The 14060-nt window shown below is 62.0% G+C and carries 14 protein-coding genes; 4 read left to right on the forward strand and 10 right to left on the reverse strand.

Annotated features, from left to right (window positions below; translation table 11 throughout):
• Window positions 1-7: 7 nt before the first annotated feature.
• Window positions 8-2491, reverse strand: a complete 2484-nt coding sequence (locus FAZ30_RS01500; RefSeq protein ID WP_137008477.1) for an ABC transporter permease — start codon at window positions 2489-2491, stop codon at window positions 8-10.
• Complete coding sequence (locus FAZ30_RS01505; protein ID WP_124644643.1) at window positions 2488-3180, reverse strand: ABC transporter ATP-binding protein; 693 nt, start codon at window positions 3178-3180, stop codon at window positions 2488-2490. The genes FAZ30_RS01500 and FAZ30_RS01505 overlap by 4 nt, the downstream gene beginning before the upstream one ends.
• 12 nt (window positions 3181-3192) lie before the next feature.
• Here FAZ30_RS01505 and FAZ30_RS01510 point away from each other — a divergent pair, with 12 nt between their 5' ends.
• Window positions 3193-3780 carry an arylesterase gene (locus FAZ30_RS01510; protein ID WP_137008479.1) on the forward strand — a complete coding sequence of 196 codons (588 nt, stop codon included), beginning with the start codon at window positions 3193-3195 and terminating at the stop codon, window positions 3778-3780.
• Window positions 3781-3785: 5 nt separating this feature from the next.
• Here the strand turns inward: FAZ30_RS01510 and FAZ30_RS01515 are convergent, their stop codons facing one another.
• The 7 genes from FAZ30_RS01515 to FAZ30_RS01545 form a co-directional block, all read right to left on the reverse strand.
• The gene (locus FAZ30_RS01515) at window positions 3786-5042 is read right to left on the reverse strand and encodes a GGDEF domain-containing protein (RefSeq protein WP_137008481.1); all 1257 of its coding nucleotides are present in this window, start codon (window positions 5040-5042) and stop codon (window positions 3786-3788) included.
• On the reverse strand, window positions 5039-6253 hold the full coding sequence (locus FAZ30_RS01520) for a GGDEF domain-containing protein (protein WP_137008483.1): 1215 nt from the start codon (window positions 6251-6253) through the stop codon (window positions 5039-5041). The genes FAZ30_RS01515 and FAZ30_RS01520 overlap by 4 nt, the downstream gene beginning before the upstream one ends.
• A gap of 124 nt (window positions 6254-6377) precedes the next feature.
• Window positions 6378-6992 carry a peroxiredoxin gene (locus FAZ30_RS01525; protein WP_059287015.1) on the reverse strand — a complete coding sequence of 205 codons (615 nt, stop codon included), beginning with the start codon at window positions 6990-6992 and terminating at the stop codon, window positions 6378-6380.
• 233 nt (window positions 6993-7225) lie between these two features.
• Entirely contained in the window at window positions 7226-7495 is a 270-nt protein-coding gene (locus FAZ30_RS01530) for a hypothetical protein (RefSeq protein WP_124644639.1), read from the reverse strand.
• Between the two features lie 114 nt (window positions 7496-7609).
• Window positions 7610-9412 carry an aspartate--tRNA ligase gene (aspS, locus tag FAZ30_RS01535; RefSeq protein WP_124644638.1) on the reverse strand — a complete coding sequence of 601 codons (1803 nt, stop codon included), beginning with the start codon at window positions 9410-9412 and terminating at the stop codon, window positions 7610-7612.
• Between the two features lie 79 nt (window positions 9413-9491).
• Window positions 9492-10157, reverse strand: coding sequence for a DUF502 domain-containing protein (locus FAZ30_RS01540; RefSeq protein WP_103524082.1), 666 nt, complete (start codon window positions 10155-10157; stop codon window positions 9492-9494).
• A gap of 6 nt (window positions 10158-10163) precedes the next feature.
• Window positions 10164-10427 carry an FmdB family zinc ribbon protein gene (locus tag FAZ30_RS01545; RefSeq protein WP_124644637.1) on the reverse strand — a complete coding sequence of 88 codons (264 nt, stop codon included), beginning with the start codon at window positions 10425-10427 and terminating at the stop codon, window positions 10164-10166.
• 270 nt (window positions 10428-10697) lie between these two features.
• On the opposite strand from FAZ30_RS01545, the gene fabI reads away from it, so the two are divergent.
• From fabI to FAZ30_RS01560, 3 genes are all read left to right on the forward strand, one after another.
• Window positions 10698-11474: an enoyl-ACP reductase FabI gene (fabI, locus tag FAZ30_RS01550; protein WP_124644636.1), complete on the forward strand. Its 777-nt coding sequence runs from the start codon at window positions 10698-10700 to the stop codon at window positions 11472-11474.
• Window positions 11475-11540: 66 nt separating this feature from the next.
• Window positions 11541-12470 (forward strand): phosphate acetyltransferase, encoded by a 930-nt coding sequence (locus FAZ30_RS01555; protein ID WP_124644635.1) that lies wholly within the window; start codon window positions 11541-11543, stop codon window positions 12468-12470.
• Window positions 12467-13624, forward strand: coding sequence for an acetate/propionate family kinase (locus tag FAZ30_RS01560; RefSeq protein WP_137008485.1), 1158 nt, complete (start codon window positions 12467-12469; stop codon window positions 13622-13624). Before FAZ30_RS01555 ends, FAZ30_RS01560 begins: the two co-directional genes overlap by 4 nt.
• Before the next feature lie 112 nt (window positions 13625-13736).
• On the opposite strand, the gene rpsT is transcribed toward FAZ30_RS01560, so the two are convergent.
• Window positions 13737-14000, reverse strand: coding sequence for a 30S ribosomal protein S20 (gene rpsT, locus FAZ30_RS01565; protein ID WP_045847229.1), 264 nt, complete (start codon window positions 13998-14000; stop codon window positions 13737-13739).
• Window positions 14001-14060 lie beyond the last annotated feature (60 nt).

Here is a 14060-nt window from a genome sequence, read left to right on the forward strand (position 1 = left end):
GGGCCGACTAAGCGGCGCGCAAAATCGCCAGCGGCGACGCGCGTGTTACCCGGCCGACCAGCGGCCAGCCCGCCAGTGTCACCACCGCCACACCGCAAGTCATGCCGATGGGCAGCAGCCAAAAATTGATGCTCCAGGGCAGGTTGAACAGCTTGCTGGCGGCAATGCCGCCAATGCCCATGGCCCCCAGCGCAGCCAGCAGGCCGGTGAATGCACCCAGCCAGGCCAGCTCTGCCAGCACCACCGCACGCAGCTGCGCGCGCGAGGCCCCCAGCGCGCGCATCAGCGCAATATCCGATAGCCGCTCGTCACGGGTGGCGGCCAGCGCCGCCCACAACACCAGCACACCGGCAGCCAAAGCCAGCACAAACATGGCTTCGATGGCGCGGGTGAGCTTGTCCACCATGGCCCGCACCTCGTCCAGAATAGCCGTAACGTCGATGATGGTGATATTGGGGAAGGCAGCAACCAGCCGGTTGGCAAACGCCTCCTGCGCGGCGTCCAGCCGGAAACTGCTGATCCAGCTACCCGGCTGCTGCAATAGCGAAGGCGGTGCCAGCACGAAGAAATTCACCCGGAAACTGTCCCAGGCCACGGCGCGCAAGCTGGTGACGCGCGCGCGATAGGTGCTGCCGCCGATGTCAAAGGCCAGCGTGTCCCCCAGCCGGATGCCCAGCGTGCCGGCCAGCCCCTGCTCCACGGAAAACTGCGGCTTGGCCTTGTCCTGCCACCAGTTACCGGCCACCAGCTGGTTGCCCTGCGGCAGATCATCACGCCACGACAGGTTGAACTCGCGCTCGGCCAGACGGCGGGCACGCTCGTCTTGCAGCGCAGAAGGACGCAGCGGTTTGTCGTTGATGGCAATCAGCCGGCCACGGATCATCGGTGACAGTTCCGGCGGCGGCAGCCCCGCCACCACAAAACGATCGCGCAGCACCGCACGCTGATTCTGCTGGATATTGATGACGAACTTGTTGGGCGCATCCGCCGGAATGCTGTGCTGCCAGGCGGTGATCAGGTCGTCACGCACCACGGTCAGCGTCAGCAAGGCCATGATGCCCACCGCCAGCGCCACGATCTGCACGATGGCCAGCCAGGGGCGGCGTGCCAGATTAGCCACTCCGTAGCGCCAACCTATGCGCGGCCCGGCCGGCAGCCGCCGTAGCAGCCACAGCATGCCCCAGGCCAGCGCAGCCACGCCGGCGAAAAAGGCCGTCATGCCCGCCAGCAGCCAGGCCGCCAGCATGGCATCGTCCATTTGCCAGGCTGCCAGCGCCAACAAGGCCAGCACCGCCGCCAGCGGCGCCAGCAGATTGCTGCGCAACAGCACCACATCGTTGCGCAGTACCGCCAGCGGCGAGACATTGCGAATGGCCAGCAGCGGCGGCAAGGCGAGGCCCGCCAGCAATAGCAGCGAAGAGGCCGGCCCCAGCAGCCAGCTGTGCCAGCCGGGATCGGGCAGGACTTCGCCGACGAAACGGCTGCTCAGCTGCATCAACCCCAGCTGCACGGCGTAACCGGCCAGCGCCCCCAGTGCGCCGCTGAGCAAGCCCAGCAGCAGGAACAGGCAGACAAACAGCCCCAACACCTCGGATGAGGTCAGCCCCATGCAGCGCAATACCGCTACCGGCTGCCAGTGGCGCGCCAGATAGCGCCGTACCGCCAGCGCCACGGCAGCGGCGGCCAGTGCCACGGTCAACATGGCGGTCAGGCCAAGGAAGCGGCGTGCCCGCTCCAGTGCGGTGCGGATTTCCGGGCGAGCCTCTTCCACATTTTCCAGCCGGCTACCGGCAGGCAGATGCTGGCCCAGCCACTGGCGAAAGGCGCTGATCTGCCGGTCGTCCCCGGCCAGCATCAGCCGCCAGCGGGCGCGACTGCCTTCCTGGATCAGGCCGGTGGCGGGCAGGTCGGCACTGTTGAACATCAGCCGTGGCACAAAGTTGTACAGGTCCATCGCCCCGTCCGGCTCGCGCAGGATTTCTCCGCTGAGCAGCAGCGAGCTATTGCCGACGCTGATACGCTCGCCCAGCTTCAGCCCCAGTTTGCGCAGCAGGCGGGCATCGGCCCATGCCGTGCCGGCAGCCGGATGCAGCACGCCCGTGCTTGGCTGCCCGTCCACGCCGCGCAGGGTAATTTCACCGCGCAGCGGATAACTGTTGCTGACTGCCTTGTAGCTGGCCAGCGTCGCCTGGCCCTGGGCAAACACCATGGAAGGGAAACTGATATTGTCGGCCAGCTGCAAGCCGCGCCGCTGGGCCTCCTGGCGAATGGCTGCCGGTGCCGGCTGGTTGCCATTGAGCACCAGATCAGCTGCCAGCAGCTGGGTGGCCTGGGTGGTCAGTGCGCGCTCGACCCGGTCGGAAAAGAAACTCACGCTGGTCAGCGCCGTCACGGCCACCAGCAGTGCCAGCGCCAGAATGGTCAGTTCGCCGGAGACGATTTCGCGCCGCACAAAGCGTGCGGCCAGCAGCAGACGGCTCCACCAGCTCATGCCCGCGCTCCGTTCAGGCGGCCATCCACCAGGCGGTAAATGGCATCGCAGCGGCTGGCCAGCTCGTTATCGTGGGTGACCAGTACCAGCGAGGTGTGTTGTTCGCTATTGAGCTGGAATAGCAGATCGATGATCTGGCGGCCAGTGGCGGCATCCAGATTGCCGGTAGGCTCATCAGCAAACAGAATGCCCGGATGGATGGCAAATGCCCGCGCCAGCGCCACGCGCTGCTGTTCGCCACCGGAAAGGTGACGCGGATAGTGCCGCAAGCGCTGCCCCAGGCCGACATGGCTCAGCATCTGGCTGGCGCTGTCACGTGCATCCTTGCGCCCGGCCAGTTCCAGCGGCAGCATGACGTTTTCCAGCGCCGTCAGTTGCGGCATCAACTGGAAATTCTGGAAGACGAACCCCACCTTGTCTCTGCGCAACAGCGCCCTGCCGTCTTCGTTGAGCCCGGCCAGCGACTGGCCGAACAAGGCCACTTCGCCGCTGCTGGGCTGGTCCAGCCCGGCCAGCAAGGACAGCAGGGTCGATTTGCCAGAGCCGGAAGCGCCGACGATGGCCACACTCTCGCCCGGGCCTACGGTCAGGCTGGCCGCATGCAAAATAGCCAGCGCTTCGCCGTTAAACACAACCTGTTTGGCCAGATTCTGCGCCGACAGCACTGCCTTGTTATCGATTGGAGTCATATGCCTTCTGCAATGGTCAACATTGTTAGCCTTCTGTGCGCCGCCATGCTGGCGCTGCCGGCCTCCGCCGCCACCATTCTGGTGATGGGTGACAGCCTGTCGGCAGGCTACGGACTGGCACCGGGCCAGGGCTGGGTCAGCCTGCTACAACAGGATCTGAAGCCACGACACCGGATTATCAATGCCAGCATCTCCGGCGAAACCAGCGATGGCGGCCTGACGCGCCTGCCGGAAGCCCTGCGCCGCAACAAACCGGATATCGTGATTCTGGAGCTGGGTGCCAACGACGGCCTGCGCGGTCTGCCCCTGTCCAGGCTGCAGGACAATCTGCAACAGATGGTGAATCTGTCACGTCAGGCGGCGGCGCGGGTGGTGCTGGTAGGCATGGCGCTGCCCAGCAACTATGGCCCCCGCTACACCGCGGAGTTCCGCGCGGTATACGACACCATCGCCAAACGCAACCAGCTGCCCTATGTACCGCTGCTGGTGGCCGGCTTCGCCACTGACATCAGCAAGTTCCAGGCAGACGGCCTGCACCCGGTGGCCAGCGCGCAAGCTACCATGATGCACACGGTAAAGGCCAAACTGCCACTGAAATAACGCGCCTAGCCGCTGCGGCTGAAACGCTCCAGCGCCGGCGTGGCCAGCATGCTGGCCAGACAGACCCGGTTGCGCCCCTGATGCTTGGCCGCATACAAGGCCATGTCGGCCAGCTGCAGGCTGTGATTGACCGGATCCCCCGGCTGGCAGGCCACCACCCCGGCAGACACGGTCTGTTGCCAGCTGGCGGGCAACGCTTCCCAGCGTGCCTTGGCCAGCGTGTGCCGGATATCATCCAGCGCGCCGGCCAGATCAGCCTCGTCCAGCCCGGTAGCCAGAATGACAAACTCCTCGCCACCGTAACGGAACAGCTCCAGCCCTGGCGGCAGCAGGCTGGACAGCTGCTGCACCAGTTGCTGCAACACGGCATCTCCCGCCTGATGGCCAAAGCTGTCATTCACCTGCTTGAAATGATCCAGATCCAGCATAGCCAAGGCCCAGACACGGCCGCTGGCGACGCTGTCTGCTGCGTGGGCATCCAGTTGCCGGCGCAAGGCACGCTGGTTGTAGCAGCCGGTCAGGGCATCGCACTCCAGCAGCCGCTGGCGCTCGGCAATCGCCTCGGTCAGCGCCCTTTGCTGTTGTTCCAGTTGTTCGCGCTTGAGGGCAGATTGCACATGCAGTTCAACCAGGCTTTGCATCATGCTCTGATTGTCATGCCGTAGTTTGACGGTATCGAACAGCGTGCGGTGGAAGCGGCTGACAAAGCGCCACTGCGCGGCCAGATACAGCAGCAAGCCGGCCAGCACCATCAGTTCCAGCCGCTGGCCATGCGCCAGCAGACTGCACAGCGGATAGCCCCAGAACGCAACAAAAAACAGGGCGTGGATATCCCGGCACGCTGCCACCATGATGCATAACAAGGCAAAAATACCGGTCAGCCACAGCAGCAACAGCAGGTGATAGGGATTGTCCAGCAGATGTGCGTCCATCACGCCCATGGCGGCCCCCCACAGCAGGCAATCGGCCAGTACGCAATCGCGCACTGCCGTGTAGTGCTGGAACACGCTGCCCGGGTGCAGGTCGGCACGGCGAAAACGGCGGATCACCCACCACAGCCGCCACTCCACCAAGCCAAACAGCAGCACCCACACCGCCAGATGCAGGGGCAAGGCATGCTGGTACATGAAGGCGACCAGAATGGACACGCTGCATATCACCGCCGGAATCGAGCGATAGGCAATGTCGATGAAGTAGCGCACCAGGTCCGCCTCTTCGCGCCATCCGGCATCGTCTTGCAGTAATGGGAGTACAGGCTTCATGCACTGCCTTTCTCGGCCAGTGCTGCCGTCGGCTCCACCTGCACGCGGTTGCGTCCCGCCCGTTTGGCGGCGTAGAGCAAATCATCGGCGCGACGGATCAACTGCGCCAGATCCAGCCCCGGCTGCCAGGCGATCAGGCCAATGGATACCGTCACCGGCCGCTGCCGGGTCAAGTCCGACCAGTCGTACTGCTGCAAGCGCAGCCGCATCTGCTCCAGCCGCGGCTGCGCCTGGGCCAGCCCGACACCGCTGAGCAGCAACATGAACTCCTCACCGCCATAGCGGCCCAGGCTGTCGCTACCGCGCAGGTCGGTCCCGAGTAGCAAACAGGTCTGGCGCAGTACCTCATCCCCCACCAGATGGCCAAAACCGTCATTGATGGCCTTGAAATGGTCCAGGTCCAGCATGGCCAGGCAAAAGGGCTGCCCCGACACCCCGGCATGCTCGAGCAGCCGCTCGCCCTGCAACATGATGGCGCGCCGGCTGAGCACGCCGGTCAGCGGATCATGTGCCACCAGTTCCTCTACCCTGACCAGGGCTTCATCCAGCAGGCGGCCCTGCTCTTCCAGCTGCAGATTCACCGCTTCCACTTGCTGCTGCTGTGCACTCAGCTCGGTCAGCAGCTGGCTGTTTTCATCGCGTGCGACAAAGCTGTCGCGGATGATGCGGTGCAAGGGCCAGATCATGACCACCAGCGCCACGCCGTACAGCAGGCATGACAAGGCGGCCATATACAGCACCGGCACACCGCTGAGCAGCAGTTTGAGCATGGCCCCCAGCACCAACACCAGCAGTGCCAGATAAAACAGGGTGCGCACACTGGAAAAATAGGCGGCATAGGCAGCGGCCACTGCCGCCAGCCACAGCAGAACCAGCATCATGTACAAGGGGTCGTTGTCCACCACCAGCCACCAGGGCGCACAGCTCCACAGCAGGCTGAGCAGCAGCGACCAGCCACAAAAGCGGCGAAAGCCCCGCCGGCTCAGGGAGTGGCTCAACTGGCTTTGCCGCAGCAGTTGCACAATCTGCTGCCGATAGCACAGCTGCGCAGCGAACATGCAGCCCCACCAGATGGCCACATTGGGCCAGGGCGTATGCATGAGCATGGTCAGCGCCAGCAGGCTGGCGGCGATCATGGCAAATGGCTGGGCGTCACGGGTCAGGCTCAGGATATGGAGCCGGACGGCCGTTTCCACCTGAGGAGGAGACAATTGCAAATGGGTCACCTATTTATATCTGTTTACTCAGGTATAGCAGGCCAAATGCAAAAACCCCGCCTGAAAGCGGGGTTCGCGTGTCGACTGCTGCCGCGACAGCGGCAGGTCAAGAGGACGATTACAGCTGGGCGGCGTTTTCTGCCAGGTAGGAAGCCACGCCATCGGCGCTCGGCTTCATGCCCTTCTTGCCCTTGTTCCAGCCAGCCGGGCACACTTCGCCGTGCTCTTCGGTGAATTGCAGGGCATCCACCATGCGGATCATTTCGTCCACATTGCGGCCCAGCGGCAGGTTGTTGACCACCTGATGCTGTACCACGCCAGCCTTGTCGATCAGGAAGGAGCCACGGAAGGCCACGCCACCGTCGGCTTCCACATCAAAGGCCTTGCACAGTTCGTGCTGGATGTCGGCAACCAGGGTGTAGCCAACCTGGCCGATACCACCCTTTTCCACCGGGGTATTGCGCCATGCGGCATGGGTGAACTGGCTGTCGATGGACACGCCGATCACTTCTACATTGCGGGCCTTGAATTCAGCCAGACGGTGATCAAAGGCGATCAGCTCGGACGGACAAACAAAAGTGAAATCCAGCGGGTAGAAGAACACCACGGCGTATTTGCCGGCGGTAGCTTCCTGGAAGGAGTAGTTGTCAACAATCTGACCATCGCCCAGAACGGCGGAGAAGGTTTTTTCACCAGCGAAGAACGGTGCTTGCTTACCAACGAGTACGGCCATGCGGATCTCCTTGAGTTTCTTGATGTGACAGCGTTTCCGGTATCGGGCGATGCGAAAACGCTGCGGAATGCGGGGGCTTTATAAAACAGCCCGCCCATCACCGGCCAATTGTAAATCCATATCGTGTCGATAAAGTTTCGCAATAGCCGGTTCGCCCTGCTGGCGATCTTTATCAGATGCGGGCAGCAGGCCTTGGTTTCAAGCTGCCCTGCCCTTGCTCCGGTGGTGCACGGTCAGGATTTTTCCTGCAGGCGATGACTGGCGCTGGCGTCCAGTTCCAGGCCATATACCTCTTTGAGCTGGCGGATGCGCGCCAGCGATTCTTCGCCAAAGGCCACCTTGCCATCAAAGGCATGCAACACAATGCCTTCCAGCAGATCACCCAGGGTAATGTCGTGATACTCCGCCATGGCCTTGAGTACCTTGAGCAGGCGCTTTTCGATTTTCACCCCGGTCTGGGTCCGTTCCACCACGATGCTTTTGTTTTCGGCTTGCTGTGTCATTTTGCTCTCCTTGAATTATTTATTATTGTACATATGTACACAGATAAAATACAAAACAAAAAAAACGGACACCGCAGTGTCCGTTTTATACGTGCATGGCGAAAGCCGTCAGGCTCAGGCGGCCGGTTCGGCCTTCTGGCGCAGGCGCAGGTTCAGTTCGCGCAGCTGCTTGTCGTCCACCGCGTTCGGCGCGTTGGTCAGCAGACACTGGGCGCGCTGGGTCTTGGGGAAGGCAATCACGTCGCGGATGGACTCGGCACCGGCCATCAGGGTAACCAGACGGTCCAGGCCGAAGGCCAGACCACCGTGCGGCGGCGCGCCGAACTTCAGGTTGTCCAGCAGGAAGCCAAACTTGTTCTGCTGTTCTTCCGGGGTGATCTTCAGCGCAGCGAAGACCTTTTCCTGTATGTCGGCACGGTGGATACGCACCGAACCACCACCGATTTCCCAGCCATTCAGCACCATATCGTAGGCACGGGCCAGGCAAGCTGCCGGGTCGGTGTCCATCAGGTCTTCATGACCCGGTTTCGGGCTGGTGAACGGATGGTGGCAGGCCGTCCAGCGGTCGGCTTCTTCGTCGTGTTCGAACATCGGGAAGTCCACCACCCACAGCGGACGCCATTCGCGCACGAAGTAGCCATCCTTCTCGCCACGTTCGTGGCCGATCTTGATGCGCAGCGCGCCAATGGCTTCGTTCACCACCTTGGCCTTGTCAGCACCGAAGAAGATGATGTCGCCGTTGTCGGCACCGGTGCGCGCCATGATTTCTTCCAGCGCGGCCACGGACAGGAACTTGACGATGGGCGACTGCAGGCCGCTGGTTTCGTCGTTGGTGATCTTGCTCTTGTCGTTGACCTTGATATAGGCCAGACCCTTGGCACCGTAGATGCCAACAAACTGGGTGTACTCGTCGATTTCCTTACGGGAAATGGCAGCACCACCCGGTACGCGCAGGGCAACCACGCGGCCACCCGCCATGTCCGCTGCGCCACGGAAGACCTTGAATTCCTCGGTCTTCATCAGGTCGGTCAGTTCGGTGAACTTGAGCGATACGCGCAGGTCCGGCTTGTCCGAGCCATACAGGAACATGGCGTCGTTGTAGGTCATGCGCGGGAACTTGCCCAGCTCGACATTCATCACGTCGCGGAAGATTTCCTGCGCCATGTTTTCGGTAATGTCCATGATCTCGTCTTCGTTCAGGAACGAAGTTTCGATATCGATCTGGGTGAATTCAGGCTGACGGTCGGCACGCAGGTCTTCGTCGCGGAAGCACTTGGTGATCTGGTAGTAGCGGTCGAAGCCAGCCACCATCAACAGCTGCTTGAACAGCTGCGGCGATTGCGGCAGGGCAAAGAATTCGCCCGGATGCACGCGGGACGGCACCAGGTAGTCACGCGCACCTTCCGGGGTGGAGCGGGTCAGCATCGGGGTTTCGATGTCGATGAAGCCCTGCTTGTCCAGGTGATTACGCACGCCCATGGCCACGCGGTAGCGCAGGCGCAGGTTTTTCTGCATCGGTGCACGACGCAGGTCGATCACGCGGTTCAGCAGACGGACGTTTTCCGAGATGTTCTCGTCGTCGATCTGGAAGGGCGGGGTGGCAGCGCTGTTGAGGATTTCGATTTCCTTGGCCAGGATTTCGATTTCGCCGGAAATCATCTTGCTGTTGGCGGTGCCGGCCGGGCGCTCGCGCACGATACCGGTAATGGCCAGCACAAATTCGTTGCGGCTGCTGTCGGCCAGCTTGAAGGCTTCCGGGGTGTCCGGATCAATCACCACCTGCACCAGACCTTCGCGGTCGCGCAAGTCGATGAAGATCACGCCACCGTGGTCGCGTCGGCGGTGAGCCCAGCCTTTTACGGTGACGGTCTGGCCGAGGTATTTCTTGTCAATAAGTCCGCAGTAATCGGTACGCATCGGATAACCCTTGTCTTGAATTCGGTATTGGTAAGTCGAATGTAGTTCAGTGCACTGCAGGGCCAGGCAGCATGGCGGCCTAGCCCTGGCGATTGAGTTCGTCGTTCAGGCGGGAGCGTTGCTCCTGCGGCGGCGGATTGGGTACCACCACCCCCATGGAGATCACGTATTTCAGCGCGTCATCCACGCTCATGGTCAATTCGCGCGTGTCGCGCTTGGGCACCATGATGAAATAGCCGGAAGTCGGGTTAGGCGTAGTCGGCACATAGACGCTGACGTGTTCTTCCTCGCCCATTTCAGCCAGCACCTGCGGTGCCGGCGAACCGGTCTGGAAAGCAACCGTCCAGGCATCCTGATGCGGCCAGCGCACCAGCAGTGCTTTCTTGAAAGCCTGACCGGAGTCCGACAGCAGCGTATCGCTGACCTGCTTGACGCTGTTGTAGATGGACTTGACGAAAGGCGTGCGCGACAGCAGCCCGTGCCAGAAATCCACCAGACGCTGCCCCAGTACATTGGCCGCAAACATGCCGGTGCCCAGCAGCATCAGGAAGGCAAACACCACGCCCAGGCCAGGTATGCGGAAGCCGAACAGCTGCTCCGGCCGCCACTCGTGCGGCAGCAGGTTCAGCGTCTGGTCCAGCGAACCGATGATCAGGTTCAGCACCCACAGGGTGATGCCCAGCGGCAGCCAGATCAGCAGGCCGGCCACCAGGTAGCCCCGTACGGTCATTTTGATTTGTGTCATGGGGTGTTAAGCGCACCCGCCGCCGCAAGAACCATTGCCGCAGCTGTGACCGCCACCGCCACCACCGGAGCTGCCGGAAGAAGAGCTGCCATTCTTGAAGTCGGTGGCATACCAGCCGGAACCCTTCAGCTGGAAGCCCGCCGCGGACAATTGCTTGTGATAGTCGGCACTGCCACAGGCCGGGCACTGGGCGATCGGCTCATCGCTCATTTTCTGCAGATGTTCCTTGGCTGCGCCACAGGCAGTACAGCGGTATTCGTAGATCGGCATATTTCACTCCAACCATCATGTAAATGGCATAAATGGCGTATTTTTGCTACAGTGCACAATACGCTTTTACTGCAGTGCACAATAAATGCGTCGCTCTGACCTATGATGCAAAGTGCGGCCAGAGAAGGCAAACACAAGTAGCTTACCCGCAAACCTTCGATTATATCCGACTGTCGCCGCAATACAAAAATGCTGTTTTCACGCACTCGCAACATCGCGCTGCCAGGATGACATCGACCTACTCTAAAAATGGTTTTACCAGAGGATTATATGGATAGCATCCGCAATATCATCAATGGCAAAAAAGGCCTGATTGTTGGCATCGCCAACGAAAACAGCATCGCCTACGGCTGCGCCAGCGTACTGCGCGAACTGGGGGCCGAAGTCGCCGTCACCTACCTGAACGCCAAGGCGGAAAAATACGTGCGCCCGCTGGCCGACAAGCTGGAAGCCCCGCTGGTCATGCCGCTGGACGTGGAACAGCCGGGCCAGATGCAACAGGTGTTCAGCGCCATCGAACAGCAATGGGGCAAGCTGGACTTCGTCATTCACTCCATCGCCTTCTGCCCGATGGACGATCTGCATGGCCGTGTCGTTGATTGCTCGCGCGACGGTTTCCAGCAAGCCATGCATGTTTCCTGCTACTCCTTCGTGGAAATGGCCCGCCATGCCGAACCGCTGATGAAAGATGGCGGCTCGCTGATCACCATGAGCTACTACGGTGCCGACAAAGTGGTGGGAAACTACAACATGATGGGCCCGGTGAAGGCCGCGCTGGAGAGCGTGTCGCGCTATATGGCCAGCGAACTCGGCCCCAAGGGCATCCGCGTGCATGCGGTTTCCCCCGGTCCGCTCAAGACCCGCGCCGCCTCCGGCATTGCCCACTTCGACCAACTGATCGACGACGCCATCGCCCGTGCGCCGCAAAACAAGCTGGTGGATATCGAAGACGTGGGCATGACCTGCGCCTTCCTCATTTCCAATGCAGCGCGCAGCCTCACCGGCCAGACCATCTATGTCGATGGCGGCCATCACATCATGGCCTGATGCCACGGCGGCCAGCGCCCGCGCTGGCCAGCCTCCCCTATCCTGCTCGCGCCCCGGAGACCATCCATGACCCGCGATGACAAAGCATTTGACGACATCCTGCAACAAGCGACCGACCAGGGTCCGCTGCCCATGGCCGTGGCCCATCCCTGCAGCCGCGAAGCCTTGCTGGGTGCAGTAGAGGCGGCCGAACACGGCATTGCCACGCCCATTCTGATCGGGCCGCGCAGCCGCCTGAACAAGCTGGCCGAAGAACTGGATGTCGACCTCTCCCGCTATGAAGTAATCGATACCGCGCACAGCCATGCCTCAGCCGAACAGGCAGTCAAGCTGGTGCGTGATGGCTATGCCGACATCCTGATGAAGGGCAGCCTGCATACCGATGAATTCATGACGGAAGTGCTGGCCCGCGACACCGGCATCCGCACCGACCGCCGCATCAGCCATGTTTTCATCATGAAAGTGGAAAGCTACCCGCGTTATCTGTTCATTACCGACGCCGCCATCAGTATCGAGCCCGACCTGATGACCAAGCGCGACATCTGCCAGAACGCCATCGACCTCACCCACGCGCTGGGCATCGCCTGCCCCAAGGTCGCCATTCTGGCGGCGGTGGAAACCATCAACCCCGCCATGCGTGCCACGCTGGACGCCGCCGCGCTGTGCAAGATGGCCGACCGTGGCCAGATCAAGGGCGCACTGCTGGATGGCCCGCTGGCCTTCGACAATGCCATCTCGCACGAAGCCGCCGACACCAAGGGCATCGTGTCGCAAGTGGCTGGCGACCCGGACATCCTGCTGGTGCCTGATCTGGAGTCCGGCAATATGCTGGCCAAGCAGCTAACCTATCTGGCAGCCGCCTCCTCCGCCGGCATCGTGATGGGCGCACGGGTGCCGATTGTGCTGACCAGCCGCGCCGAAGACGCCACCGGTCGCCTGGCTTCGGCCGCCGTGGCCAATGTGCTGGCCCATCGCCGCCGTGGAGTCAGCCAGTGATCAAGGCACTGATCGCCGTCAATGCCGGCTCCTCCACCCTCAAGTTCCGCGCCTATGCCATGGATGGCGGTGCCTTGCTGATGCGCGGCCTGATCGACCACTTTGGCCAGCCACACACCCGCCTCAGCCTGCACGACACCCTGCACCAGCAACTGGAAGAACGTGAACTGGGTGATGATAGCCGGGCCGCTGCGGTGGCCGCCATGATCAATACCCTGGCCGACCACGGCATCGCGGTCGCCGCCGTGGTGCATCGCGTGGTGCATGGCGGCAGCCGCTTCCACGACGTCACCCGGCTGGATGAAGACATCTGCCAGGCGCTGGAGGCTTACATTCCGCTGGCCCCGCTACACCAGCCGGTCAGCCTGCAGGTGATCGAAGCGTTTCGCGCGCTCGACCCCGCGCTGCCGCAACTGGCCTGCTTCGACACCGCCTTTCACGCCAGCCAGCCGGAAGTGGCCACCCGCTTCGGCATCGCCCGCCACTGGCACGACGAAGGCGTACGCCGCTACGGCTTTCACGGCCTGTCTTATGCCTCCATCAGCCGCAAGCTGAATGCCCTGGGGCTGGCCGATGCCCGGGTAGTGGTGTGCCATCTGGGCAGCGGCTCCAGCGCCTGCGCCATCCAGCAAGGCCGCAGCGTGGCCTCCAGCATGGGGTTTTCTGCGGTAGACGGCCTGATGATGGGCACGCGCCCGGGTTATCTGGACCCGGAAGTGGTGTTGTACTGGATGGAACACGAAGGCATGGGCGTGGGCGAGGTGCGGCGCGAGCTGTACAAGAACTCCGGCCTGCTGGGGGTGTCCGGCGGTCTGTCCGCCGACATGCGCGAGCTGCTGGCCAGCAGCCTGCCGGCCGCACGCGAGGCCGTGGAGCTGTTCTGCTACCGCATCGTGCGCGAGATTGCCTCACTGGCTGCGGCCATGAAGGGGCTGGACGCCATTATCTTTACCGCTGGCATTGGTGAGCATTCGGCCGAGGTACGTGGCCGCGTGCTGGGTCAGCTGGGCTGGCTGGGCTTTGAAGCCGACCATGCTGCCAATCTGGCCCATGCACGGCAATTGACCAGCGCCGGCAGCCACCATCACGCCTATGTGCTGGCTACCGATGAAGAAGGGGAAATGGCCAGCCAGGCCTTTGCCCTGCTGGGCTGAAGCGCTGGTCGTGGCAAGGGCGCAACAAACCCGAAGATGAGCTGGCCAGGAAAACACAAAAGGCCCCGCAGTTGCGGGGCCTTTTTGCGTATTCGTCAGCGCTGGGCTGGGATCAGGCCATGGCCTTGATCTGAGCAGACAGACGGCTCTTATGACGAGCTGCCTTGTTCTTGTGGAACACGCCTTTGTCAGCGATACGGTCGATTACTTTGGTGGAAGCGTGGAACACAACCTTGGCCGCAGCCTTGTCACCACCTTCAATTGCCTTGAGCACTTTCTTTACTGCAGTACGGAACGCAGTACGCAGGCTGGCGTTATGCGCGCGCTGCTTAAGGGCTGTGCGTGCACGCTTGCGAGCTTGTGCGCTGTTAGCCATGAATCTTTCTCCTGATGAGCGGAATCTGAAACCCGCGATTCTAAGCCTTAAACGCAGATT

Source organism: Aquitalea aquatilis, assembly GCF_005155025.1.
Classification (GTDB): Bacteria; Pseudomonadota; Gammaproteobacteria; order Burkholderiales; family Chromobacteriaceae; genus Aquitalea; species Aquitalea aquatilis.

Excerpts from the sequence above, each read along its gene's own strand:
- FAZ30_RS01500 (WP_137008477.1), bottom strand. The coding sequence starts at position 2,491 with ATGAGCTGGTGGAGCCGTCTGCTGCTGGCCGCACGCTTTGTGCGGCGC.
- FAZ30_RS01505 (WP_124644643.1), bottom strand. The coding sequence starts at position 3,180 with ATGACTCCAATCGATAACAAGGCAGTGCTGTCGGCGCAGAATCTGGCC.
- FAZ30_RS01510 (WP_137008479.1), top strand. The coding sequence starts at position 3,193 with ATGGTCAACATTGTTAGCCTTCTGTGCGCCGCCATGCTGGCGCTGCCG.
- FAZ30_RS01515 (WP_137008481.1), bottom strand. The coding sequence starts at position 5,042 with ATGAAGCCTGTACTCCCATTACTGCAAGACGATGCCGGATGGCGCGAA.
- FAZ30_RS01525 (WP_059287015.1), bottom strand. The coding sequence starts at position 6,992 with ATGGCCGTACTCGTTGGTAAGCAAGCACCGTTCTTCGCTGGTGAAAAA.
- FAZ30_RS01530 (WP_124644639.1), bottom strand. The coding sequence starts at position 7,495 with ATGACACAGCAAGCCGAAAACAAAAGCATCGTGGTGGAACGGACCCAG.
- aspS (WP_124644638.1), bottom strand. The coding sequence starts at position 9,412 with ATGCGTACCGATTACTGCGGACTTATTGACAAGAAATACCTCGGCCAG.
- FAZ30_RS01540 (WP_103524082.1), bottom strand. The coding sequence starts at position 10,157 with ATGACACAAATCAAAATGACCGTACGGGGCTACCTGGTGGCCGGCCTG.
- FAZ30_RS01545 (WP_124644637.1), bottom strand. The coding sequence starts at position 10,427 with ATGCCGATCTACGAATACCGCTGTACTGCCTGTGGCGCAGCCAAGGAA.
- fabI (WP_124644636.1), top strand. The coding sequence starts at position 10,698 with ATGGATAGCATCCGCAATATCATCAATGGCAAAAAAGGCCTGATTGTT.
- FAZ30_RS01555 (WP_124644635.1), top strand. The coding sequence starts at position 11,541 with ATGACCCGCGATGACAAAGCATTTGACGACATCCTGCAACAAGCGACC.
- rpsT (WP_045847229.1), bottom strand. The coding sequence starts at position 14,000 with ATGGCTAACAGCGCACAAGCTCGCAAGCGTGCACGCACAGCCCTTAAG.